19 protein-coding genes and 1 pseudogene are annotated in these 23,274 nt (G+C 67.4%); 8 read left to right on the top strand and 12 right to left on the bottom strand.

Annotation, left to right across the window (positions count from 1 at the left end; translation table 11 throughout):
* Positions 1 to 3 precede the first annotated feature (3 nt).
* The gene (locus AB4Y31_RS13385) at positions 4 to 549 is read right to left on the bottom strand and encodes a superoxide dismutase family protein (RefSeq protein ID WP_018443102.1); all 546 of its coding nucleotides are present in this window, start codon (positions 547 to 549) and stop codon (positions 4 to 6) included.
* Between the two features lie 136 nt (positions 550 to 685).
* Complete coding sequence (gene apbC / locus AB4Y31_RS13380) at positions 686 to 1,774, bottom strand: iron-sulfur cluster carrier protein ApbC (RefSeq protein WP_368674294.1); 1,089 nt, start codon at positions 1,772 to 1,774, stop codon at positions 686 to 688.
* A 284-nt stretch (positions 1,775 to 2,058) separates the two neighbouring features.
* On the opposite strand from apbC, the gene AB4Y31_RS13375 reads away from it, so the two are divergent.
* On the top strand, positions 2,059 to 2,724 hold the full coding sequence (locus AB4Y31_RS13375; protein WP_018443104.1) for an OmpA family protein: 666 nt from the start codon (positions 2,059 to 2,061) through the stop codon (positions 2,722 to 2,724).
* 346 nt (positions 2,725 to 3,070) lie between these two features.
* Positions 3,071 to 5,242 carry a methionine--tRNA ligase gene (gene metG / locus AB4Y31_RS13370; protein ID WP_368674293.1) on the top strand — a complete coding sequence of 724 codons (2,172 nt, stop codon included), beginning with the start codon at positions 3,071 to 3,073 and terminating at the stop codon, positions 5,240 to 5,242.
* 16 nt (positions 5,243 to 5,258) lie between these two features.
* Here the strand turns inward: metG and AB4Y31_RS13365 are convergent, their stop codons facing one another.
* Both AB4Y31_RS13365 and AB4Y31_RS13360 read right to left on the bottom strand, forming a co-directional pair.
* Positions 5,259 to 9,446: a translocation/assembly module TamB domain-containing protein gene (locus tag AB4Y31_RS13365; RefSeq protein ID WP_368674292.1), complete on the bottom strand. Its 4,188-nt coding sequence runs from the start codon at positions 9,444 to 9,446 to the stop codon at positions 5,259 to 5,261.
* A gap of 12 nt (positions 9,447 to 9,458) precedes the next feature.
* Entirely contained in the window at positions 9,459 to 11,168 is a 1,710-nt protein-coding gene (locus tag AB4Y31_RS13360) for an autotransporter assembly complex family protein (protein WP_368674513.1), read from the bottom strand.
* A 330-nt stretch (positions 11,169 to 11,498) separates the two neighbouring features.
* Between AB4Y31_RS13360 and AB4Y31_RS13355 the strand changes: the two genes are divergently transcribed.
* From AB4Y31_RS13355 to panD, 4 genes are all read left to right on the top strand, one after another.
* Entirely contained in the window at positions 11,499 to 11,684 is a 186-nt protein-coding gene (locus AB4Y31_RS13355; RefSeq protein ID WP_107151909.1) for a DUF3460 family protein, read from the top strand.
* Positions 11,685 to 11,686: 2 nt separating this feature from the next.
* Positions 11,687 to 12,556: a ScpA family protein gene (locus AB4Y31_RS13350; protein ID WP_368674291.1), complete on the top strand. Its 870-nt coding sequence runs from the start codon at positions 11,687 to 11,689 to the stop codon at positions 12,554 to 12,556.
* Between the two features lie 143 nt (positions 12,557 to 12,699).
* Positions 12,700 to 13,533: a pantoate--beta-alanine ligase gene (panC, locus tag AB4Y31_RS13345; RefSeq protein WP_018443109.1), complete on the top strand. Its 834-nt coding sequence runs from the start codon at positions 12,700 to 12,702 to the stop codon at positions 13,531 to 13,533.
* A gap of 10 nt (positions 13,534 to 13,543) precedes the next feature.
* Positions 13,544 to 13,930 carry an aspartate 1-decarboxylase gene (gene panD, locus AB4Y31_RS13340; protein WP_018443110.1) on the top strand — a complete coding sequence of 129 codons (387 nt, stop codon included), beginning with the start codon at positions 13,544 to 13,546 and terminating at the stop codon, positions 13,928 to 13,930.
* Between the two features lie 32 nt (positions 13,931 to 13,962).
* On the opposite strand, the gene AB4Y31_RS13335 is transcribed toward panD, so the two are convergent.
* Positions 13,963 to 14,592 (bottom strand): ParA family protein, encoded by a 630-nt coding sequence (locus tag AB4Y31_RS13335; RefSeq protein WP_020566479.1) that lies wholly within the window; start codon positions 14,590 to 14,592, stop codon positions 13,963 to 13,965.
* Between the two features lie 308 nt (positions 14,593 to 14,900).
* Here AB4Y31_RS13335 and cobU point away from each other — a divergent pair, with 308 nt between their 5' ends.
* Together cobU and AB4Y31_RS13325 are read left to right on the top strand one after the other, a co-directional pair.
* Entirely contained in the window at positions 14,901 to 15,497 is a 597-nt protein-coding gene (cobU, locus tag AB4Y31_RS13330; RefSeq protein ID WP_018443112.1) for a bifunctional adenosylcobinamide kinase/adenosylcobinamide-phosphate guanylyltransferase, read from the top strand.
* Positions 15,494 to 16,525, top strand: a complete 1,032-nt coding sequence (locus AB4Y31_RS13325; RefSeq protein ID WP_368674290.1) for a cobalamin-binding protein — start codon at positions 15,494 to 15,496, stop codon at positions 16,523 to 16,525. The genes cobU and AB4Y31_RS13325 overlap by 4 nt, the downstream gene beginning before the upstream one ends.
* 54 nt (positions 16,526 to 16,579) lie before the next feature.
* Here AB4Y31_RS13325 and AB4Y31_RS13320 read toward each other — a convergent pair whose 3' ends face one another.
* From AB4Y31_RS13320 to AB4Y31_RS13290, 7 genes and pseudogenes are all read right to left on the bottom strand, one after another.
* Positions 16,580 to 16,741, bottom strand: a complete 162-nt coding sequence (locus tag AB4Y31_RS13320) for a histidine phosphatase family protein (protein WP_368674512.1) — start codon at positions 16,739 to 16,741, stop codon at positions 16,580 to 16,582.
* Positions 16,742 to 17,008: 267 nt separating this feature from the next.
* Positions 17,009 to 17,392, bottom strand: a pseudogene (locus AB4Y31_RS13315) (histidine phosphatase family protein); the annotation flags it as partial.
* Positions 17,377 to 18,180 carry an adenosylcobinamide-GDP ribazoletransferase gene (locus AB4Y31_RS13310; protein WP_368674289.1) on the bottom strand — a complete coding sequence of 268 codons (804 nt, stop codon included), beginning with the start codon at positions 18,178 to 18,180 and terminating at the stop codon, positions 17,377 to 17,379. The gene AB4Y31_RS13310 and the pseudogene AB4Y31_RS13315, both read right to left, overlap by 16 nt.
* On the bottom strand, positions 18,177 to 19,313 hold the full coding sequence (cobT, locus tag AB4Y31_RS13305; RefSeq protein ID WP_368674288.1) for a nicotinate-nucleotide--dimethylbenzimidazole phosphoribosyltransferase: 1,137 nt from the start codon (positions 19,311 to 19,313) through the stop codon (positions 18,177 to 18,179). The genes AB4Y31_RS13310 and cobT overlap by 4 nt, the downstream gene beginning before the upstream one ends.
* A gap of 15 nt (positions 19,314 to 19,328) precedes the next feature.
* Positions 19,329 to 20,129 (bottom strand): ABC transporter ATP-binding protein, encoded by an 801-nt coding sequence (locus AB4Y31_RS13300; RefSeq protein WP_368674287.1) that lies wholly within the window; start codon positions 20,127 to 20,129, stop codon positions 19,329 to 19,331.
* Positions 20,126 to 21,127, bottom strand: coding sequence for a FecCD family ABC transporter permease (locus AB4Y31_RS13295; protein ID WP_368674286.1), 1,002 nt, complete (start codon positions 21,125 to 21,127; stop codon positions 20,126 to 20,128). Before AB4Y31_RS13295 ends, AB4Y31_RS13300 begins: the two co-directional genes overlap by 4 nt.
* Positions 21,128 to 21,169: 42 nt before the next feature.
* A complete protein-coding gene (locus AB4Y31_RS13290; protein ID WP_368674285.1) occupies positions 21,170 to 23,170 on the bottom strand; it encodes a TonB-dependent receptor in 2,001 nt (666 codons plus the stop codon).
* Between the last annotated feature and the right edge of the window lie 104 nt (positions 23,171 to 23,274).

Raw genomic sequence — 23,274 nt, 5'->3', positions numbered from 1 at the left:
CCGCTACCGGATGGTGCCGCAGGCAAGCGCCGGACCGACACTGTGATCGGGGAACGCCGGATCGTCCGGTTCACGGTGGATCAGCACGGAACGGCCGATCACCGAGCGCACGCCATCGAGCGCCAGATCCGGGGCGACGATGAACCCCGTCGCCACGCCCGTGGCATCCGCATGGATGTTGCCGAGATCGCCCTCCACGCGCACGCCCGCCCGGAGCCTCGATGCCGCCGGCGCGAACACGGCGCCCGCGCTCGAGCCGTCCGCCGCGTTGCAATCGCCGCGCTCGTGCACTTGCAGCGCATGATCGCTGTTGGCCGGCAGGCCGGTCAGGTTATAGGTGACCTGGACGCCATCCGAGCGTTCGATGAACGTGACGGAGCCGCGCGCCGTGTTGCCGACGGTCGGGAGCAGTTGCGCGTTCGCGCGCTTTTCGTGGGGTCCGAAAAAAGCGGTGCAGCCAGCGAGCGTCGCGCCCATCAGGCCCAGCAGGCCGATGCAGGCGAGGACGCTTAGCGCATGCGCGCACCGCCCGTCGGTTCGTTCTCTCATGCGATCCTCACGCCGGCCGCGTACCCTACACGTCTCACGCGGGCACCGCCATGCCGGACTCAAGCGAAGGCGACATGATACCGCGACGCGCGGCGCACGCGCGCGGCATGTCCGAACGGCCGGGGCGCAACCGCGCTCAGGTGTTCTGCACGACGATGCTCGGGAACTTCGACGTCATGTCGCGCGCGCGCTCGGCGATATGGATCGCGACCTTGCGGGCGATCTCGCGATAGGTCTCGGCAACGCGCCCGTCGGGCTCCGCAACGACGGTCGGGCGCCCGCTGTCCGCCTGCTCGCGGATCGCGATATCGAGCGGCAGGCTGCCGAGCAGCTCGACGCCGTAGTCGCCCGCCATCCGCTCGGCACCGCCCGCGCCGAAGATGTGCTCGGCATGACCGCAATTCGAGCAGATATGGATGCTCATGTTCTCGACGATGCCGAGAATCGGCACGCCGACCTTCTCGAACATCTTCAAGCCCTTCTTCGCATCGATGAGCGCGATGTCTTGCGGGGTGGTCACGATGACGGCTCCGGTCACGGGCACGCGCTGCGCGAGCGTGAGCTGGATATCGCCGGTGCCGGGCGGCATGTCGACGATCAGATAGTCGAGCTCGCGCCAGTTCGTCTGCCTGAGGAGCTGCTCGAGCGCCGAGGTCACCATCGGACCGCGCCAGACCATCGGGTTGTCCTGCTCGACGAGAAAGCCGATCGAGTTCGCCTGCACCCCGTAGCCTTCGAGCGGGTTCATCGACTGGCCGTCCGGCGAGTCGGGCCGGTCATGAATGCCGAGCATCGTCGGGATCGACGGCCCGTAGATGTCGGCGTCGAGCACGCCCACCGACGCGCCTTCGCTCGCGAGCGCGAGCGCCAGGTTGACGGCCGTCGTGCTCTTGCCGACGCCGCCCTTGCCCGAGGCCACGGCGACGATGTTCTTGACGTTCGGCAGCAGCTTGACGCCGCGCTGCACGGCATGGGCGACGATGGACTGCGAGATCGCGACCTCGGCCCGCTCCACGCCGGGCACTTTGCGCAACTCGCCCTCGACGAGCGCACGCAGCGCCTCGTGCCGCGTTTTGGCGGGGTAGCCGAGGACGACTTCGGCACGCACCGTCGTGCCGTCTATCGTGACGTTCCTGACGCCTTTCGCTGCCGAGAACGGGCGGCCCGTGTTGGGGTCCGTGACGGCCGCGAGGGCAGCGTCGACCAAGGCCCGATCAATGCTCATTGAGACGACTCCGGAAAGGAAACGGCTTGCGGCGAACGGGCGGATCGGCAGCGCTCGCATTGCGGCGACCGGCGCCCCGCTCGCCGTTAAGCGGAAAATTGAAAAAAAATGTTGCGTGCCATTGCCAAAACGAGGCCCGAGGGGCACCTTCGCGTCGGCACACCGTGGGGCCGCATCCGGCCGCATAAACGCTATTGTAGTGGTTCGCGCCGCGGGCGTCGGCTGACGCTCGCGCGCGGCACGGTTACGCCGTTCCGACACGTTTTTATGAGAGGACCTGAAAAATGCAAGCGAAAACAGTGACCCGCCTGGCAGTGTTGACCGTGGTCGGCGCACTCGTCGCAGGCTGCGCGTCGCAAGACCAGACGAACGCCGCCTACGGCACGGGCGCCGGCGCCGGCGTGGGCGCCGTGATCGGCGCGCTCGCGGGCGGCGGCAAGGGGGCGGCGATCGGCGCCGGCGCCGGTGCGCTGCTCGGCGGCATCACGGGCTACAAGTGGGATGCGATCCGCAACCGACTCTCGGGGGCGTCGAGGGGAACGGGCACGCAGGTCAGCGAGCAGCCGGACGGCTCGCTCAAGCTGAACATTCCGAGCAACGTGACGTTCGCGACGAACAGCTACCAGATCAACCCGGCGCTCTACCCGACGCTGAACGAGCTGTCGACGCAGATGCAGCAGCATCCCGAGCTCGTCGCCGAGGTTCGCGGATATACCGACAGCACGGGCAGCCCCCAGTACAACCAGACGCTTTCGGTGAATCGCGCCCAGAGCGTGGCCACTTATCTGACCCAGCACGGCATTTCGCCCAACCGCCTGGCCGCGCAGGGCTACGGCGAGAACAATCCGGTCGCCGACAACAATACCGACGCGGGTCGTGCCCAAAATCGCCGTGTCGAGATCTATTTGCGTGCGACGGCTCAGCCCGGTCAACAACCTCGTTATCAGTAAGGATTAAAGAGGGGACACCGCGGGGCTCTGCCGACATCGGCTGGGAGCCCCGTCGGACGGGCGCGGAAGCCGCCCGGAATCTGCCGGTAAACGAATCGAAAAAAATTTCGAACTCGCCGAGCGATTCGCTGTCACTAGAATTGGTACGTGGTTGGCGCGAGCCAGCCGCGTCACCATTCTCCTCTTGTCGTTGTTGCTCCGGGGCGATTGCCCCGGTTTTTTTTGCCTCGGCCTTTTGCCCCGTGCCGCGCGAATCGCCCGCCGTGGGCCGCCGGCACGATGAAGCGTGCCCCGCCTGTTAAAATCGCTGCTTCCCCTTGCACCGGCAGTCCGTCCCGAAACGCAGATGACATCGCACGCCCCATTCGCCGCCAGCACCGACGCACCGCGCCGCCGGATTCTCGTCACGTCCGCCTTGCCTTATGCGAACGGACAGATCCACCTCGGCCACATGGTCGAGCACGTCCAGACCGATATCTGGGTCCGCGCGCTGCGAATGCACGGGCACGAGGTCTACTACGTCTGCGCCGACGATGCCCATGGCACGCCGATCATGCTGTCGGCCGAAAAAGAGGGCATCACGCCCGCCGCGCTGATCGAGCGCGTGGCGCGCGAGCATCAGCGTGACTTCGCGAGCTTTCACATCTCGTACGACAACTACTACTCGACCGAGTCGGAAGAAAACCGCGAGTTGTCCGAGTCGATCTACCTCGCCCTGAGGGACGCGGGGTTCATCGATGCGCGCGAAATCGAGCAGGCGTACGACCCCGTCAAGGAGATGTTCCTGCCGGACCGCTTCATCAAAGGCGAGTGCCCGAAGTGCGGCGCCAAGGACCAATACGGCGACAGTTGCGAAGTCTGCGGCTCCACCTATCAGCCGACGGACCTCATCAACCCGTACTCGGTCGTCTCGGGCGCCACGCCGGTGCGCAGGACGTCGACGCATTACTTCTTCCGACTTTCCGATCCGCGCTGCGAAGCGTTCCTGCGCGGATGGGTCAGCGGCCTCGCGCAGCCCGAGGCCACGAACAAGATGAGGGAGTGGCTCGGCGAGGCGGGCGAGGCCAAGCTCGCCGACTGGGACATCTCGCGAGATGCGCCCTATTTCGGCTTCGAGATCCCCGGGGCGACGGGCAAGTACTTCTACGTCTGGCTGGACGCGCCCGTCGGCTATTACGCGAGCTTCAAGAACCTCGCCGCGCGCAAGGGGCTCGACTTCGAGAGCTGGATCCGCAAAGGCTCCGACGCCGAGCAGTATCACTTCATCGGCAAGGACATCCTTTATTTTCATACGCTCTTTTGGCCCGCGATGCTCGAGTTCTCGGGCCACCGCACGCCGACGAACGTCTTCGCGCACGGTTTCCTGACCGTCGACGGCGCGAAGATGTCGAAGTCGCGCGGCACCTTCATCACCGCGTCGAGCTACGTGGAAACGGGCCTCAACCCCGAATGGCTGCGCTACTACCTTGCCGCCAAGCTCAACTCGACGATGGAAGACATCGACCTCAACCTCGAGGACTTCCAGGCGCGCGTCAATAGCGACATCGTCGGCAAGTACGTCAACATCGCGAGCCGCGCGGCCGGTTTTCTGACGAAGCGGTTCGACGGACGCGTGCAGGACAGCGCGATGCGCCATCCGCTGCTCGACACGTTGCGCGCGGCACTGCCGCAGATCGCCGCGCATTACGAAGCGCGCGAGTACAGCCGCGCCATCCGCCAGACGATGGAGCTGGCGGACGCCGTCAACACCTATGTCGACACAGCGAAGCCTTGGGATCAGGCGAAAGACCCGGCCAACGCCGTTGCCTTGCACGAGACGGTGAGCGTCAGCATCGAAGCGTTCCGCCTGCTCTCGATCGCACTGAAACCGGTGCTGCCGGTGCTCGCCGAGAACGTCGAAGCGTTCCTCGGCGTGGCGCCGCTCGTCTGGGCGGACGCCGCTCGGCCGCTCTCGTCCGAACGGCCGATCAATGCCTACAAGCATCTGATGACGCGCGTCGACGCGAAGCAGATCGAAGCGCTCGTCGCGGCCAATCGCCAAAGCCTGCTGCCCGCGAACGGCGCGCCCGCCGAGCAAAGCGCTCAGCCCGCCGAGGCCGGCAAGGCTCAGCAGGCCAACGGAAAGGGCGCGAAAGGCGCCAAGGCCGAGGCGGCCGTCGCGAGCGCGAACGCGGACGGCGTCATCGGCATCGACGATTTCGCCAAGATCGATCTGCGCGTGGCGCTCATCGTCGATTGCAAGGCCGTGGAAGGCTCCGACAAGCTGCTCCAGCTCACGCTCGACGTAGGCGAGGCGAAGACGCGCAACGTCTTCTCGGGCATCAAGTCGGCCTATCGCCCCGAAGATCTCGTCGGCAAGCTGACGGTGATGGTCGCGAACCTCGCCCCGCGCAAGATGAAGTTCGGCGTCTCCGAAGGGATGGTGCTCGCGGCCTCGGCTGCCGACGAAAAAGCCGAGCCCGGCCTTTACATCCTCGAGCCGCACAGCGGCGCGCGGCCGGGCATGCGCGTGCGTTAGGGCCTGGTGGGCCTGATTACCGGCGCTCGCGCGACCAGAAGCCGTCGAAACGGCGGCTGAAGCTGACGTCGACGCCCTCGAACGTGCCGCCGTAAGCGGAAATGGACCAGAAGCGGGACAGATTCACGGTGGCCTTGAAGGCATTGCTCGCCGATTGCAGGCCCTGCTCGTAGCCGAGCACGAGCCGCTCGGTGATCGCCTTCGAGAGCATCACGACCTGCGGGTCGGTCAGGCCCACCTCGCTGCGTCCCACCGAGACCTCGTCGAGACCGACCGTTTGCGCGACGCGCTTGCCCGTCGCGCTGCCGAGCAATGCGAGCGCCGTCGTCATCGTGCTTTGCTGGCCGAGGTTGTTGCCCTGATCGGTCCCATGGCCGAACAGCAGCCACGAGAGCTTGTCGTCGTCGGGCACGTTCGGCTCGGAGACGAGCTTGACGACTGGCGCGCCGACCGTACCCGTGACCTGTACCCCCGCTTCCACGTCCTGGTTGCGCCGCATCGCCAGGATGTTGATGCCGGGATTCGCCACGGGGCCGTTGAACGTGAAGAACCCATTCTCGATCGCGAGCTTGCGGCCGAACGTCGTGTAAGTCGAGCCTTCGGTCACGCGCACGTTGCCGATAGCCCGCAGCGGCTTCAACGGCGCCGACATCAGCGTCACCATGCCGCGCAGGCCGAGATCGGCGCCCTGGCCGCGGAAGCGGAAATCGGAGCCCAGATCGATATCGATGTTGGCGCGCGGCGCGAAACGGCCGACGGGCTTGTTCATCGATTGCGTCGTGTCGGACGACGCGCGCGTTGCATTGCCGCCGCTCGGCCGGCCCCCGTTGTCGCGTACGATCACGACGTCGTCCGACAGCTTCGGCGCCGGCCGCTCGGGCATATCGAAGTGCGCACGGTCCACCTTGAATTTGCCGTTGATGTCCATCCCGCCTTCGGGGCCGCCATTGGCGACCGTCGCGCTGCCCGAGAGCGAGAGCTGTCGATCGGGCGCGGCGAAGAGCTCGAGCTTGTCCGCGACGATTTGCGCTGTCAGATCGGGCTCGGCACGATCGAGCCCGATGCGCCCCGTCGCGCGCAGGGTGCCCTTGCCGCCGTGGAACTCGACCTGCCGAAATTCGACGAGATTGTTCGAAAGCGCCACGCGCACCACGCCATCCTTCAGTTGTACCCCCTGGTCCACCCATGTCGCCGAAAGGCCGTCGCCTGTCAGCGAGCCCGAAACGGCCGGTTTCGCCGCCGTGCCGGCGAGCGTCAATTTCAGCGCAAGATGGCCGTCGAGCAGGTAGCTCGGGCCGATGAGTCCGCCCGTCGTTGTCAGCGACGGGACGTCGGCCGTCACCGCGCCGGCAAGCGGCGCATCGGCGCTGACACTGAGCAAGCCGCCGCGCGCCGCGTCGGGCGCGAGCGGCACGCTCGCATTGGCATCGGCCTTGCCGACCCGGCTTGCCGCGGCGTGCAGCGTCGCCGTGATCCGTGTGCCGCCGCTCGCTTCCACGCGGGCGCTGAGCGCCGTGATCCCGAGCGGCACCAGCCCCCCGCGCCCCGTATCGACCGATAGGTCGCCGCCGACGCGATCGATATGCGCATATCCGCGCGCCGTGCGGCCGACCGAGAAGTCCCAATCGCCCGCGAGCACGAGATCGCTTCTCGCGCGCGACGGCGTGCCGGTCAATTCCTCGCGTACCGCGAGCAGACGGCCAATCGACAGGTTCGTGGCGGATCCGGCCGAGCTCAGCGCCCCGCGATCGTACGCGAACGATTTAAGGTCGAAGCGCGCTCCTTCGAGCGCGAGCCGCGTCGCGCCGAGCGTGATCAGGTCGCGCGACGCCGTTATCGCCAGCGGCGATTGCAGCTCGAGCGACGGCATGCCGCGGTTCGCCAAACGCGTCACCGTGCCGTCCCAGCGCGGGCCGCCGGGGGTCTCCTGCAAGCCGCCCGAGGCGGCCAGCGTCAGGTCGACGGGCCGGCCGCGCACCGTGCCTTTGCCCGCCACATCGAATGTATGCTTTGCGCGCGTGCCGCTCGCATGGGCCGACAGGCTCGTGAAGTCGCCCGCATTCGTATGGACGTCGCGCGCATCCGTCGAGAATTCGAGTGCCCCGTTCGCGCCGTCGCGAATCAACGCGCGGCCCGTGGCCGCCCCGACACGGTTCTCTCCGAACGCGACGTCTTTGGCGTCGTACGTCAACGTCGCATCCGGATGGGCCAATGTGCCCGTCAGATCACCATCGGCGACGATCGTGCCGGCCAGGCCGAATCCGAGCCGATCGAGGCTCGGCGCCGCGACGTGAAAGCGCAACCGGTCGCCGCGGCCGCCGAAACTGCCGTGCAGCTCGACGTCGTTGCCCGCGATCGAAAGCGCCGCGTCGCTCGGCAGCAGCCGCTTGCCGACGAGTTGCACCGTGCCCGCGCCCGTGAGCGGGAAACCGTCGTAGACGCTCTCGCCGAGCTCGAAGCGCAGCTTCGTCGCGAACGCCGGCGCGAGCGCGCCCGTCGCCGCCAGCGTCCCCGTCACACGGGCCTCCGGCAACTTCGGTAGCTTCTTGGGTGGTCTGGATGTGGCGCCTCGGGTCGCCGTTGCGGGCACCTTCGCACCGCCCGCTGGCGGGTGCGCCTTCGCCGTGTGCGCAGAAGCCATCAGCAAACGCGGATCGAAATCGCTGAGCTTCGCGCGCAACTCGTAGGTCTCGCGTGTATCGCGAGCGAGCGTGCCGTCGAGCTCGACACGGCCGGCCCCTGCGCTCACGCGCACGCCCTGCAACGCGATCCGCGTTCGGTCGAGCGTCACCTTGGCGCGCGCGCCGAGCCGCGCGTGACCGTCGGCCAGATCGAAATCGACCGCCTGCGTCCCGCCGTCGAGCGAGATGCCGATCGGACCGTCGAACGCGGTGGGCCGCACGTATGGCGTGAACGTATTGACGTCGAGCCCCGTCGCATGCAGGTTCAAACGACCCTTCCCACGGTGCAGCACGCCGCCGCCCGTGAGCGTCGCGCCGGGCACGAGCCTCACGCGCAGGTTGTCGATGCGCTCGGTGTTTGCGTCGAACCGGATGTCGGCATGGGCGTCGATCAGCGGCAACAACCTGGCGTCGATCGCCCCCGGCTTGGCGTTGACGATGGAAAGCGGTCCCGCGACGACGAGCGAGGCGCCGCTCGAGCCGCCGACAGGCGTGAGCCGCGCCTCGATCGACAAGTCGGCGAACGGCGCGCCCGCGCTGAAAACCTGCGGATTCACATGGGCGAACGAGAGCGCGACGCGCTTGAGCGGAACCGCAGCGAACGGCTCCGCTTCGACGTGCGCTTGGCCCGAGAGCTTGAAGCCGCTCGCGGCGACATCGGCGGCGAGCGCTTCGAGCGTGCCCGATAAATGCGCGCTTGCCCGCACCGCCTCTTTGTCGACATTGCCGGCATAGCCGACGTCGCCGGCGAGCGCGAAGGGCCGAACGCCATCGAGCGACAGTTCCGCGGTGACCGCGCCGTAGGGCGTGTCGATCCCGTCGAGCGACAGCGCATGATGGCGCCCGTCGCTGCGCCCATGCAGCCTCAATCGATCGTACTCCTCCGTGCTGGTTCCGTTCCGAAGGCGCAGCCTGTCGACGGCAACCGATCGGATATCGAGCTCCAGCGGCAGCCTGAGGTTCGTCGGCAGCCTCAGCGGCGCATGGCGGCCGGACGGCGCGAGCTGCGTGTCGATCGTGCCGGCGCTCAGTTCTTCGACGGTGAAGCGCCACGGCGAGTGCGTGAGCGCCCAGCGCCCCGTCAGGCGATCGATGCGGATATCGGTGGCGCCTGCCGCCGGCCCGGACGCACTCGTTGCACTCGACGCCGCTGCTGCTGGCGCCTCGGCTGACGTCGTCGCGCCGCTGCGCCAACGGACGTCGGCAAGCCGCACGCCCGTCTCGAGGGTGCCGCCGATCAGCGTGCCCGACAAGCGGCCGCCCGCGACCGCGACTGCCGCTCGCCAGGCGAGCCGGGTTCCTCGCTCGGTCGTCAGCGCGCCGTAGAGCGCAAGCGCGGCGAGCGCAACGAGAACCACGAGCACGCCGGCCGTCCAAAACGCCGCGCGCAAGGCGCGATGCCGACGCCGCCGCGGCGGTTCGGGCCGCCCTGGCGGCCCAGGTGGCGCGGCGCCGCCGGGTGGCGAAGGCGGAGCGTGCGGCTTCGTGGCGGCGGATGGCGAGGGCGGCAATTCGTTTGTCATGCTCCGGGGAACTCAAAAAGCGATGCCAAGCGTCAGGTACGGCCGCACGCTCCGGTTGCGGATGCCGTAGGCGAGATCGACGTTGATCGGCCCGACCGGGCTGCGCCAGCGCGCGCCGACGCCGACGCCCGGATAGAACGTCTTGTCGTGCCACGTGTCGGTCGCGGTGCCGATGTCGTAAAACACGGCTGCGCCCCAGTCGTGCGAGAACCAATGCTGATACTCGGCCGTCCCCGTCATCAGATATTTCGCCGGCAAGACCGAGCCGTCGACAGTCGTGCCGATGCTCTGAAATCCGTAGCCGCGGATCGAGTTCGAGCCGCCCGCGCGAAAGAGCAGCGAAGCGGGGATGCCGCGCGAGCCGCCCGTCGTGAATACGCCGCCGAACTCGGCTCGGAACACCATCAGATCGCGCTTGCCGATCGGCAGATACTGCTCGCCGCGAGCGTAGGCGCGCGTGAACGTCTGATCCGAGAGCAGCCCCTTGATCGCGAACCCGGCTTCCGCATGAAGCAGGTTACCCGAGCGGGGAAAGAGCGGGTCGTCGACGTGTCGGCGCGTCCACGACCATTGCGGCATGAGCGCATGGCTCGTGGTTGGGCCCGCCGTATTCTGATCGAGCCGGTCCGAGTAGTACTCGATCGAATAGGCATAGTCGATGAACTGCGACGTGCGCGTGCGCTGCAGGCCCGCGCGCGCGCTGTAGATGCGCGTGCCCGAGACGTTCGTCGTCGTGTACGAGGCGAGCGCGCTGTTGACCCATCCGCGCTTGCCCGGCGGCATCGAGAGCTGAATCTGACCGTATTGCTGGATCTGGTCGAGCCGGCCTTGCACGGAAAACGGCCAGGCGGCGCCGAACGTGTTCAAGTACGAGTAGGCTCCCTGGATGTGCGCACCCGTATCGGTCGCATAGCCTACGCCGCTGCGCACGCTGTTATACGGAAACTCGCTCACTTTCACATGGACCGGCGTATCGTGCGGCTTGTCGGCGTCGTTGTCGATGTCGATCGCCACGCTCGCGTAGTACGGCGTATTTTGCAGCTGGCGCTGGAGCTCGGCGATGCGATCGCTGTTGTAGGTCTCGCCGACCGACAGTGGATTGACGTTGGACACGATCCACCCCGGATAGCGGCGCACGCCGGAAACGTCGAGCGGACCGAGCGTGAAGGTCGGCCCGCTCGCGAACGTCACGGAAAGCGCCGCGGACTTTCGCAGCGGGTCGATGCGCGCCTCCGAACGGGCGATCTTGGCGCCGAGATAGCGTCGCGCCTGCAGCGCTTTCAACGCCGCGTCCTTCGCCTCGCTCCAACCCGATTGCGTGAACGGATCCCCGACGTGCAACGAAAAGGCGAAACGCGCCGCGTTCTCGCGCGCGGGCGCCTCCGTCGAAACGGGCCCCTCGAACGCGAGCTCGACGGAAGTAACGGTCGTGCGCGGGCCCGGATCGACGTGCACGGTAACGTTTCGCTTGCCATCCGCGGTTCGGACGTCGGTGCGCACGACGGGCGAGAAGTAACCGTCGGTCGCGACGAGATCGCGTACCTGTTGCGGCGTGGCGGTAATGAGGAACTCGAATTGATCGTCGCTGACGTCGTCCCGCTTGGCGAAGCGCGCCAGATCGAGATGCTGCTCGAGCAGCTTGCGGACCGAGCGCGGCGCATCGATGTCGATGCGGTATCGGGCGGCGGCCGGCGCCGATAGCGCGAGGAGCAATCCGCCCAGCGCGGCGAGAAGCCAGCCGCGCACGCAGCCCGTGAGCGTCACGGGCTGCACGGGCCTCGGGGGCCGCGGGGGGCTCAGGGGCCGCACGACGAGCGCGAGCGCCGCGGCCGGCGCGGCGCGCTTGCGTACGCGGCGCGAGCCACGCGGCGAATCGGTTACGGCGTCCCGCAAACGGGCCCTCCCTTCTTTGTCGGCGCGCCGGGCGCGCGCCGGGATTGGACGGCGCTCGCCGCGCGTTGTTCCGGCTGGCCGCGCATGCGCTAAAATCTCGATTCATCGAGAGGGTACGCCCGATCTCGACTCTTCCCCATTTTCCGCGATCGTCGAGCCATGTATCAATCGGATATCACCAAGTTTCTCAATGAACTGAAACAGCAGCGGCCCACGCTCGAAGAGGAACAGCGGCGCGGCCGTGCGCTGCTTTGGGACAAGCAGCCTGTCGATCTCGAAGAGCGCGCCAATCAGCAAGCTTCCCGCGTAAAGCAGACGCCGTACGTCTACTACCAGAACTTCTGAGCGTGAGCGCCGCGGACGAGGTCGAGCGCTCGCGTGAGCCGCAAGCGGCGCTGACCGCGCCAGCCACCGATACGACGCCCGACACGGTCGACGGCGTCGCTTTCGCGCGCCTTTACGGCGAGCCGCTCTTCAAGCTGCCGCAGGACCTCTACATTCCGCCGGACGCGCTCGAAATCTTCCTCGAGACGTTCGAAGGTCCGCTCGACCTTTTGCTCTACCTGATCCGCAAGCAGAACTTCAACGTTCTCGACATTCCGATGGCCGACGTGACGGCGCAATACCTCGGCTACGTCGAGCAACTGCGCAAGTCGAACCTCGAGCTGGCGTCGGAGTACCTGCTCATGGCCGCGATGCTGATCGAGATCAAGTCGCGCATGCTGCTGCCGGTCAAGAAAGCCGATACGGGCGACGAAGCCGAGGATCCGCGCGCCGAACTCGTACGGCGCCTGCTCGAATACGAGCGGATGAAGCTCGCGGCGCAGCAGCTCGATCGCCTGCCGCAGCTCGGGCGCGATTTTCTGCGCGCTCAGGTCTACATCGAGCAAAGCATCGCGCCGCGCTTCCCGGACGTGTCGACGGACGATCTACGCGCCGCCTGGGCCGACGTGCTGAAGCGCGCAAAGCTCGTGCAGCACCATAAGATCTCGCGCGAGGAGCTTTCGGTGCGCGAGCACATGAGCCTCATCCTGCGGCGGCTGCAAAACGCACGCTTCATGGAGTTCTCGGAACTCTTCGACGTGTCGCGCGGCGTACCCGTCGTCGTCGTCAACTTCATCGCCATGCTCGAGCTCTCGCGTGAATCGCTGATCGAGATTACGCAGGCGGAGGCATTCGCTCCGATCTACGTGCGGCTCGCTTACTTGCCTGCTTGACGCGGTGGGCATCGGGGCGCTTCCGGCCGGCGGCACGTTCCAGCGTTCAAGCGTTCCATTGCGTTCGAGTGCCACCCACGAGTAAATCCACTACAATCGGCGCGCCTTGAAACCGCTCGCGCCAGCGCGAAAACCCGGCCATCATGAAAGTCATCAGCTCGATCCAGGAATTGCGCGACCAGTTGCGCGGCCAGAACCGTACGGCGTTCGTGCCGACGATGGGCAATTTGCACGAGGGGCACCTGTCGCTGATGCGGCTGGCGCGCCAGCACGGCGACCCGGTCGTCGCGAGCATCTTCGTCAATCGTCTGCAGTTTGGCCCGAACGAGGACTTCGACAAATATCCGCGCACGCTCGAGGCCGACGTCGAGAAGCTCGAGAAGGAGAACGTCTACGTTCTCTTCGCGCCGACCGAGCGCGATATGTATCCCGAGCCGCAGGAGTACCGCGTGCACCCGCCGCACGACCTCGGCGATATCCTCGAGGGCGAGTTCCGTCCCGGCTTCTTCACGGGCGTCTGCACGGTCGTCATGAAGCTGATGGCCTGCGTGCAGCCGCGCGTGGCGGTCTTCGGCAAAAAGGACTACCAACAGTTGATGATCGTGCGGCGGATGTGCCACCAGTTCGCGCTGCAGACGGACATCATTGCCGCCGAGACCGTGCGCGACGCGGACGGTCTCGCGCTGAGCTCGCGCAACCGCTATCTGAGCGAAACCGAGCGCGCCGAAGCGCCGATGTTGGCGGTCACGCTCGCGCGTTTGCGCGAGGCCGTGCTCGCGGGCGAGCGCGATTTCGGCAAGCTCGAGCGTGAGGCGATGGCAAGCCTTGCCGCACGCGGCTGGAAACCCGACTACATCGCCGTGCGCAAACGCTCGAACCTCGTCGCGCCGGCCGCGCACGAAACGGACGCACCGCTCGTCGTGCTCAGCGCCGCCAAGCTGGGCGCGACGCGCCTCATCGACAATCTCGAGATCTGAGGAAACGATCATGCAGCGCCATATGCTCAAATCGAAGATCCACCGCGCCGTCGTCACCCATTGCGAGCTGCACTACGAGGGCTCGTGCGCGATCGACGAGGATCTGCTCGAAGCGGCGAATATCGTCGAAAACGAGCGCATCGACGTCTGGAACATCAACAACGGCGAGCGGTTCTCCACCTATGCGATCCGCGGCGAGCGCGGCAGCGGCATGATCTCGCTGAACGGCTCGGCCGCGCGGCGCGCGCAGCTCGGCGACCTCGTCATCATCGCGGCCTTCGCGATGATCGACGAAGCGGAGCTCAAAGCGGGCTGGGAGCCCAAGCTCGTCTTCGTCGACGAGCACAACAAAGCGAAAGGCAGTCGCGGCCACGTGCCGGTGCAAAACTGGACCTGACGGTTCTTCCGACGGGCCGATGACGCCTTCGCCTATTTGGACTTGGCGGCCCAGGTGGCAATCGGCTCCCACTGCTCGAGATCCCGCTCGACGCGGCTTTTCGCGACGTCCCACAGCGTGAGGCCGTGCGCGGCGAGCTGCACGTAGTTCTGCGTATCGCGCAAATAGCCGAGCACCGGAAGCTTCAAGCCCTCCACGAAGCGGTGGAGCTGATCGGCCGAGCGCGTGCGGGCGTCCACACGCATTCCCACTACGCCGATCTCGATCGCGCCTTTGCGCACCGCTTTCTCCTCGGCGAGGCGCTCGAGAAAATGCTGCGTTGCAAGAATATCGAACAACGACGGCTGCAGCGGCACGATGACCTTGTCGGCAAGCCCGAGCGCCGCGGTGAGACGGTTTCCGCGCAGGCCGGCCGGCGTATCGACGACGGCGTGCTCGAGCCCCTTGGGCGGCCTCGCTGGCTGGTCCGGATCGACCTCCCATGCTTCGATCGGCGGCAAACCCTGTGGCCGCAGGGCTAGCCAGTCGTGCGCGGACTGCTGCCGATCGAGATCGGCGAGCGCAACCCATTCGCCGTTCGCAGCGAAATAACCCGCCAGATTGGTCGATAGCGTGCTCTTGCCGACCCCGCCCTTGGGGTTGGCCACCACGATTACCGTCATGCAGTCTCCCGGTAGAAGGCCGCGCCGCGCGGCCGGTTTGCCATTTCGCTCACAACTTATCAGAGGCATCGCGCTGACGATAATATCGGCAAATCGCCCGCCCCCCAAACAGTGACCGGAGGGAGCACCCTTTGGGGGGCTCCCGGAGGAAATCCCCGTGGGGACGACCGGAGGGAGCACCCTCTGGGGGCTCCCGGAGGAAGTCCCCGTGGGGGTGACCGGAGGGAGCACCGTCGGGAGCTCCCGGAGGAAGTCCCGGTCGGCACGACCCACGACCATGCGGGGCGCCGAACGATACAATCGCGCCGATGAACACCATTCCGGACATCACCTTCGTGCTCGGCGGCGCGCGCTCGGGCAAAAGCATGTACGCCGAGCAGCTTGCGGTGGCGAGCGCACGACCCGTTACCTACATCGCCACGGCCTGCGGCGCCGACGACGAATTCGCCGCCCGCATCGCCCATCACCGCGCGCGGCGGCCCGCGCATTGGGGACTCGTCGAAGCCGGCGCGGATCTGGCCGGTGCGTTGCGCGGCGCCGACCGCGGCGGTCATTGTGTACTCATCGATTGCCTGACGCTCTGGCTCGCCAACCTGCTCTGCCCGATCGACACCGCGGACTCGAACGCGCCCGCCGACTCTCCGCTTCACGAGCCGGTGGCGCTTGCGGCCGAGACACTGACGGCTCACCTCGACGCCTTCGAGGCCGCCCTCACCGCCGCACAAGGCAAGATCATCGTCGTCAGTAACGAAATCGGCTTGGGAGTCGTGCCGCTCGGCTCGGTCACGCGCCGTTACGTGGACGAGCTTGGTCGGCTGAACCAACGCGTTGCGAGCCTTGCGAAACACGCGACATTGATGGTGGCGGGGCTGCCACTCGCAGTCAAAGGGGCAGGCGCGCGATGAAGCCGTCTCTTCGCCGACGGACGGCGTTGCCCGCCCGCGCCTGCGTTCGGACGATCTCCACCCGCCTCGCCGCTACGCTCGCGCTCGGCGCCTCACTCGCCGCGCACGCCGCGCTGACGGTGACCGACGACACGGGCGGCACAGTGACGCTCGCAGCGCCAGCACAGCGCGTCATCGCGCTCGCGCCGCATACGGTCGAGCTCGTCTACGCGGCCGGCGGCGGCCCGAAGCTCGTCGGCGCCGTCTCGTACAGCGACTATCCGCCCGCCGCGAAAGCGCTGCCGCGCGTCGGCAGCAACACCGCACTCGATCTCGAGCGCATCGTCGCGTTGAAGCCGGACCTCATCGTCGTCTGGCGGCATGGCAACGACGAACGGCAGCTGGCGAAGCTGCGCGCGCTCGGCATCGCGATCTTTCGCAGCGAACCACAGAAGGTCGACGACGTCGCCACGGACCTCGAAAAACTCGGCGTGCTGCTCGGCAGCGAGCCGACAGCCGACACCGCCGCGCGCGAATACCGGGAAAAAATCGCAAAGCTGCGCGTGCAGTATGCGGACCGGCCCCCGGTCAACGTGTTCTACCAGGTCTGGAGCCGGCCGCTCATGACGCTGAACGGCACGCATATCGTCAGCGATGCGATCGCCCTCTGCGGCGGCCGCAACGTCTTTGCCGGCCTCGCGCCGCTCGTGCCGACCGTCTCGACGGAGGCCGTGATCGCCGCGAACCCCGAGGCGATCGTCACGGCCGATCCGGTCGCGGCAACGAAGCAAACGGGCGCCTCCGAGGCGTTTGCCTCTGGCGCGTCGACAAACGCAGCCGTCTCGGGCGCCCCCCGCGAGGACCTCCTCGAAGCGAGCGCACCCGAGTTCGCGATGTGGCGCGCCTGGCCCCGGTTGGAGGCCGTCGCCCGCGGCAACCTCTTCGTCCTCGACGCCGACCTCATCGACCGGCCCGGACCGCGCTTCGCGCTCGGTGCCGCGGCTCTGTGCCGCGATCTCGACATCGCCCGTTCACGCCGTCCGAAGTAAACCAACGCGGCCAGAATCCCGAACGGTAGCCCCTACGGGCGCGGCGCGGAGCGCTCAGGCGTTCCATCGAACGAGGCGCCAACCGCCGCCGTCGTCGCCTTCCTGGCGCAGCCAGACAATGGCGGCGAGATCGAGAGGCCACTCCTGCAGTTCCTTGAGGGAGATGTCGAGCGTAAGCGAGGCGAGCACCCGAATGACGCCCGCATGGGTGACCACGTAGGCCGTCGGCGCTTCGACGCCGCTCGCCGGCGATATCGAAGACGCAGCCCCTTGCGAAGTGGGGGCCTCGACAGGCAGCCGGCTCTCCGAAGCCGACGAACCGGGCGAAACCGATGATCCAGTGGCTGCGGAGCCGGGCGCCCCCGGCAGAACGCGCGCGGCCGACGACCGTGGAAGCGCTTGGGGAGCCGCTACGCCGGAGCCACGCCGAGCGCCGGAAGCGCCCGAAGCGCCGGGCGGCGCCACTCTTGTCTCGAACCAGGCGGCCACGCGCGCCGCAAACTGCGCGACGCTCTCGCCCCCATGCACACGCGCATGGACGAAATCGGCCGCCCATGCGTCCAGGGCCGCGCGATCGATCGTGTCCCAGCGCATGCGCTCCCATGCGCCGAAGTCGATTTCCTGCAATCGCGGATCGGCCCGCGCGACGCAACCGCAATCGCGTGCGAGCCACGCCGCGACGCTTGCACAGCGTCGCAGCGGGCTCGTCCAGAGCGTCTGGGGCGGCGGTGCGCCGAGTCCGGTCAAGCGCTCGAAAAGCGCATCCGACGCCGCGCGCGCGTCGCCGGCGAGCGGCACGTCGCTGCGGCCATAGCAGATGCCCGCGTCGATGGCCGTCGCGGGATGACGAATCAGGAGGAGATCCATGCGAGCACGCTGAGATATATCGACAGCTCGAAGATTTGCTGCGCGAAGCCGAGGCAATCGCCGGTGTATCCCGCCAAGCGCTTGGTGAAGTACCGGGCGATCGCGACACGCAGCACGAACGCGACGCCGAGCGCCAACAACCCGGCGCGCCAATCCGGCCAGAGGAGCCAAGGCAGCCCGAGCGCCGCGGCGAGTCCGTAGGCGCGCGGCGACATCCGCTGGGCGACGGGCTGGGCCTTGCCCTCGGGGCGCGCATAGTCAAGCGTCACGAGAAAGCTCGCCGCCATCGCCCGGCTCGCGGCGTGCGCCGCGATCATGAGCCACGCCGCGACGAGCGGCGGCAGCGCGACGAGCGCTTGCCACTTGAGCGCGAATGCGACGACGAGGCCAACGGCACCGAACGCGCCGATCCGCGAATCGCGCATGATCCGCAGAACGTCTTCGCGCGTCGCGCCTCCGCCGAACGCGTCGCAGCAATCGGCGAGCCCGTCCTCGTGGAAAGCGCCGGTTGCCGCAAGCGTCGCGACCATCGAAAGCAGCACGGCGATCGACGGAGGCAAGACACGCAGCGCGACAAGATACGTCACGGCGCCGATGGCGCCGACCAGTGCGCCGACGAGCGGGAAATACCGGATCGCCCCGGCAAGATCCGACGCGTCGCCGCCAAACCCGCGCGGCACGGGTATGCGAGTGAAGTAGCCGAGCGCCGCGCATAGATAGCGAAACTCCACGCGGGGATCGGCAAAGCGCGCGTCCGCGCGCCCTGGCGGTTCGCCCACGCCTTTCATCGCCCGGGGCTCCCGGTGCCCGATGCGCCGGATGGATTCAACGGGTCGGGCGGGCCGGAGCGCGCACCCGCGTCCTCGCTGAGTTCGCCGCGCGTCGCGACCCCGGCCGATTCGAAGCTCGCCATCTCGGTGAGAAACGCGACGGCCGCGCGCAGGATCGGCAGCGCAAGCGCGGCGCCGGTGCCTTCGCCAAGTCGCATGCCGAGCGAGAGCAGCGGCTTCGCGTCGAAATGGTCGAGCATGCGCCGGTGCCCGGCTTCGTCCGACAAATGAGCGAACACGCAATAGTCGATGACGGCGGGCGCGAGCGCGTGCGCGACGACGAGCGCGGCGGACGCGATGAAGCCGTCGACGAGTATCGTCATCTTCGCGCGCGCGGCCGCAAGATAAGCGCCCGTCATCATCGCGATCTCGAATCCGCCGAAGGCGGCGAGCACGTCGAGCGGTTCGATCGCACCGCGGCGACGCGCGAGCGCCCCGGCGAGCACATTGCGCTTGCGCGCGAGCCCCGCGTCGTCGAGGCCCGTGCCGCGACCGACGCACTCGTCGATCGGCACGCCGACGAGCCGGCTCATGAGACAAGCCGCCGACGACGTATTAGCGATTCCCATCTCCCCAAAGCCGACCACGTTGGTGCCGAGGGACGCATGATGATCGACGCGTGCCGCGCCCGCGAGCAACGCGGCGAGGGCCTCCTCGCGCGTCATCGCGTCCTCGCGAGCGAAATTGTGCGTGCCGGGGCCGATCGGAACGTCGACGAGTCCCGGCAGCGCCCCGAGCGGCGTCGCCACGCCCGCGTTGACGACTTCGAGCGTGCATCCCGTTACGCCGCTGATGGCGTTGATGGCTGCCCCACCCGCAAGAAAATTGGCGACCATCTGCGCCGTGACGGCCTGCGGATAGGGGCTCACGCCCTCCTGCGCGATTCCGTGATCTCCGGCGAAGACGATCATCGTGGGCCGCCGAATCGACGGCCGCACAGTCTGCTGAATCATGCCGATCCGGCGCGCGAGCGGTTCGAGCATGCCGAGACTGCCCGGCGGTTTCGTCTTCGTGTCGATGATCCGTGAAAGCGTGCCTTCCAACGAGCGATCGAGTGGTTCGACGACGGGCAGCGGGAGTGGAGTATTCATGAGCAGTACGGTAGGTCACAAATCGTGAGCAAGCGCCGGCACGAGCGCTTCATAGCCGTCCTGTCGGATCAGGACGAGCGGGTAGCCGAACACGCGACTCGCGAGCCCGGGAGTCAATACGTCCGTCACCGGCCCCGCGTAAGCAGCGCCGGCGCCGTCCATCAGCAGCGCATGCGTGGCGAAGCGGCGTGCGAGATTGAGATCGTGACATGAAAACACGATCGTGCGCGGCGCACCTTTCATCCAGCTGACCAATGTCGTCAGGCATTCGATTTGATGATGTAAATCGAGATGGGCGAGCGGCTCGTCGAGCAGCAGAAGCGGTGCGTCCTGGCTCAGTGCCGCGGCCAGCGAAACGCGCTGGCGCTCGCCGCCCGAGAGCGAGCGCACGTCGCGTGCCGCGAGCGCGCCGAGCGAGAGGGCTTCGAGCGCGGCGAGGGCCGCCGCGCGATCGCTTTCGGCCTCCCAACCCCAGCCGCTCAGATACGGATAGCGATTCAGGAGAACCGCGTCGAGCACGCTTGCGCTGAACGCGTCGTGCGTGCTTTGCGGCATCAGCGCGCGACGCCGCGCGAGCCGCGCCGCCGGCCATTTGTCGAGGCGCTCGCCATCGAGCACGATGTGCCCCGCGGCCGGCCGCAGGAATCCCGCGAGCGTCGAGATCAGCGTCGTCTTGCCGGCGCCATTGGGCCCGGCGACGCACCAGATTTCGCCCGTCCCGAACGTCTGCGTCAGACCGTCGAGCAACAGCCGCTCGCCCGCGCGCAATATCAGCGCTTCCGTCGACAACGCGCGGTTCGTCCCTTCGTTGCTCATGCGCGTCGCCTCATGAGCATCCAGAGAAAGGTCGGCACGCCGACCATCGCCGTCACCACGCCGACGGGTAGCTGGGCGGGAGCGATGACCGTGCGAGCGACGAGATCGGCGCCCATCACGACGATACCGCCCGCCAGCGCCGACGCGGGCACGAGCATGCGTTGATCGTTGCCGAACGCAAGCCGCAGCGCATGCGGCACGACGAGGCCGACGAAGCCGATCGTGCCCGCCGTCGTCACGGCCACGGCGGCCGCGAGCGATGCGACGAGATAGATGCGCAGCCGCAATGCTGCCGCCGGCACGCCGAGCGTCGCCGCGAGCGCTTCGCCGCGCAACAGCACGTTGAGTTGCGGTGCCACCGGCACGCTGATGCCTACGGCTACGACGAGCGCGGCCACGGCCGGCCACGGCGCGCCGGCGCCGTTCAGATCGCCCGTCAGCCAAAACAGAATGCCGCGCAGGCGCTCGTCGGGCGCGAGCGTCAGGAGAAGGGTGACGACCGCGCCCCAACCCGTCGCGAGCACGACGCCCGTGAGAAGGAGCCGTGGCGACGCTTCCTGCGCCTCGCCGCGCCAAAGGTCGCGCCTGGCGAGGCCGAGCACGAGCGCGATCGAGACGATCGCGCCGGCGAACGACGCCGCATCGACCGTCCACCATGCCGCGCCCGCGAGCAGCGCGAACACGGCGGACGCGGCCGCGCCGCCCGACACGCCGAGCACGTACGGGTCGGCGAGCGGATTGCGCAGCAAGACCTGCAGAAGCGCGCCGGCAAGCGCAAGCAATCCGCCGCAGGCGAATCCGGCGAGCGCGCGAGGCAGCCGCAGCGTGCGCACGATCTCCGCGCTCGAATCGAGACCGGCGCCGCGCGTATGGACGAGCGCCGCGAGCGCGCGCCACGGCGTCATTTCGACGCTGCCGAGCGTCAGCGCCGCCACGAAGATCGCGCTTGCGCCGAGTGCGAGCGCGATCCAGATCGCGACCGCGCGCTTGCCGCTCATGGGCGGGCGCGCGAGAGAGGCCGAGCGGCTTACGTGCATACGCTACTGCTGCTGCCAGCCGACGGTGATGAACGCACTGCGCCTTGGCGTGTTGTAGGGATAAGCGAGCTCATAGTTCTTATCCAAGAGGTTCTCGACTTGCGCACTGACATACCACGCCTTCGTGATGTTATAGCGCGCCGAGAGGTTGACGAGGCCATAGCCGCCGAGCTTGACGCCGTTGTCGTTGCGCTCGCTGCTGACGATCCATTCCCCGCCGACGCGCCAGGCGCCGATCGAACGATTCGCCGAAAGCGACGCGAAGCGCCGCGCACGCCGCACGAGATCGGTGTCCGCGTCTTCGTCGACCGGATTTTGCACCGTCAGCGCGGCGCGCACATCGGTCTTGCCGACATGGCCGCTCCACGAGCCTTCGAGCCCCTGTACTTTCGCGCGGCCGACGTTCTCAGCGACGAAGAAGAGCCCGCCTTGCGTCGACACGTAGTTGATCAGGTCGGTATAACGCGTTTCGAACGCCGTGAGCCGCATCACCCCGAGCGAGTCCGAAGCGTACTGCAGCGCCGCCTCCACGGAATGGCTGCGCTCGGGCCGGATCGACGGATTGCCGCTGCCGGGGAAATAAAGATCGTCGAAGCTCGGCGCGCGAAACGCGCTCGAGTAGCTTGCCGTCACTTTCCAGTGCTCGGCGAAATCGAACCCGTAGCCCAGATAGTAGGTATTCGCGGCGCCGAAATCGGAGTACTGATCGCGCCGCACGTTGGCCTGAATCTGGCTTGCGCCGAAGCGGCCCGCATAGCCCGCGAAGAACGAGTTCACGTGGCGGCCGGGTGCGGCGAAGATATCGGAGCCGAGGCTCTGGTCGAGCCGCTCATAGCCGATCTGGACCTTCTGGGTGGGCGCGAACTTGAAATCGTTCTGCCACGTGTATTGGCGGTTGTTCGTGTCGAAGCGGTTGTTGTAGACGTCGTTCGTCTTCACGACGGAACGATCGTCGCCTTCGGCCACGGTCAAGTGCGTCGTCCACCAGTCGGTCAGCTTGCCGTTCGCGAACACCGATGCCTGGCGTACCTTGCTGTAGAGGTTGTTGACATCGGTCGGCACGCCGAATGCATTGTCGTAACTGTCGTTGCCGTCCGATTGGAAAAAGCGCACGCCCGCGTCCCAGTTCTCGCTGAACTTGTGGCGCAGCGCCACCGAGACGCTCTCGTTCAAATATCCGTTCGCATTCGGATTCGCGGCGGGTGCGAGCGCGGGATCGATCGACGAGAAGCCGTCGGTCTTGTAGCGCGACAAGTCGACGCTGAACGTGGTCTTGCCGTCCTTGTCCAATGCGCCGTCGACGCCGAGCGCCTGCGTCTGCGTGTGATAACTGCCGTAGCCGAGCGAGAAATGGAAGCGCGGCGGATGGTCGCCGCCGTCCTTCGTGAAAACTTGCACGACGCCGCCCATCGCTCCGGAGCCGTAAAGCGCGGACACGTCGCCGTTCACGACTTCGACGTGATCGATCTGCGAGAGCGGAATTTGCCCGATCTGCGCTTGTCCGAGGCTCACCGAGTCGACCCGCACGCCATCGATCAGCACGAGCGACTGCGCCGCGGATCCGCCACGCAGCATCAGCGTCGCGTTCGATCCGGGTCCGCCGTTGCGAACGATCTGCGCGCCCGGCGCGAGCGCGAGCAAGCCGGGTAGATCGGTGGCGGTCGAATCTTCGATGTCCTGCCGATCGAACTGTGTCGTCTGCGGGATGGCATCGGCGAGCGGCTGCGCGCCTCGCTGCGCGGTGACGACGATCGGCGCGAGCGGCACGCCGTCGGATTCGGTCGCTCGGGTGGCGCTTGTGGACGGGGCGGCGATCTTGGCCGCCTGCGGCGCACTCGACGATGAAGGCAAGGAAGCGGATGATGGCGAAGCGGAAGAAGCCGAAGAAGCGGACGGATGAGACGAAGTGGGCGACGTGAAATCGTCCGGCGCGGACTGCGCAAGTGCGGCAAGCGGCAGGCCGGCCAACGCGACGAGCGTCGCGCGTAGCAGGGGCGTGGGCATCGTATGGTTTCCCTAGGGATCGGCATGCGGCCCGCTCCCCGCAGGCCGCTTTGTCATGAGCGGGCCGAGCGACGCTTGCGCGCGCGATCCGCGCGACAGGCGAA

Origin of the sequence: Trinickia sp. EG282A (assembly GCF_040965455.1) — a bacterium.
GTDB lineage: Bacteria > Pseudomonadota > Gammaproteobacteria > Burkholderiales > Burkholderiaceae > Trinickia > Trinickia symbiotica.
The sequence above is the reverse complement of the archived record's forward strand: the minus strand, read 5'-3'. Positions and strand labels throughout refer to the sequence as shown.

Coding starts and splice junctions, on each gene's coding strand:
- AB4Y31_RS13385 (WP_018443102.1), bottom strand. CDS start 549: ATGAGAGAACGAACCGACGGGCGGTGCGCGCATGCGCTAAGCGTCCTC.
- apbC (WP_368674294.1), bottom strand. CDS start 1,774: ATGAGCATTGATCGGGCCTTGGTCGACGCTGCCCTCGCGGCCGTCACG.
- AB4Y31_RS13375 (WP_018443104.1), top strand. CDS start 2,059: ATGCAAGCGAAAACAGTGACCCGCCTGGCAGTGTTGACCGTGGTCGGC.
- metG (WP_368674293.1), top strand. CDS start 3,071: ATGACATCGCACGCCCCATTCGCCGCCAGCACCGACGCACCGCGCCGC.
- AB4Y31_RS13365 (WP_368674292.1), bottom strand. CDS start 9,446: ATGACAAACGAATTGCCGCCCTCGCCATCCGCCGCCACGAAGCCGCAC.
- AB4Y31_RS13355 (WP_107151909.1), top strand. CDS start 11,499: ATGTATCAATCGGATATCACCAAGTTTCTCAATGAACTGAAACAGCAG.
- panC (WP_018443109.1), top strand. CDS start 12,700: ATGAAAGTCATCAGCTCGATCCAGGAATTGCGCGACCAGTTGCGCGGC.
- panD (WP_018443110.1), top strand. CDS start 13,544: ATGCAGCGCCATATGCTCAAATCGAAGATCCACCGCGCCGTCGTCACC.
- AB4Y31_RS13335 (WP_020566479.1), bottom strand. CDS start 14,592: ATGACGGTAATCGTGGTGGCCAACCCCAAGGGCGGGGTCGGCAAGAGC.
- cobU (WP_018443112.1), top strand. CDS start 14,901: ATGAACACCATTCCGGACATCACCTTCGTGCTCGGCGGCGCGCGCTCG.
- AB4Y31_RS13325 (WP_368674290.1), top strand. CDS start 15,494: ATGAAGCCGTCTCTTCGCCGACGGACGGCGTTGCCCGCCCGCGCCTGC.
- AB4Y31_RS13310 (WP_368674289.1), bottom strand. CDS start 18,180: ATGAAAGGCGTGGGCGAACCGCCAGGGCGCGCGGACGCGCGCTTTGCC.
- cobT (WP_368674288.1), bottom strand. CDS start 19,313: ATGAATACTCCACTCCCGCTGCCCGTCGTCGAACCACTCGATCGCTCG.
- AB4Y31_RS13300 (WP_368674287.1), bottom strand. CDS start 20,129: ATGAGCAACGAAGGGACGAACCGCGCGTTGTCGACGGAAGCGCTGATA.
- AB4Y31_RS13295 (WP_368674286.1), bottom strand. CDS start 21,127: ATGAGCGGCAAGCGCGCGGTCGCGATCTGGATCGCGCTCGCACTCGGC.
- AB4Y31_RS13290 (WP_368674285.1), bottom strand. CDS start 23,170: ATGCCCACGCCCCTGCTACGCGCGACGCTCGTCGCGTTGGCCGGCCTG.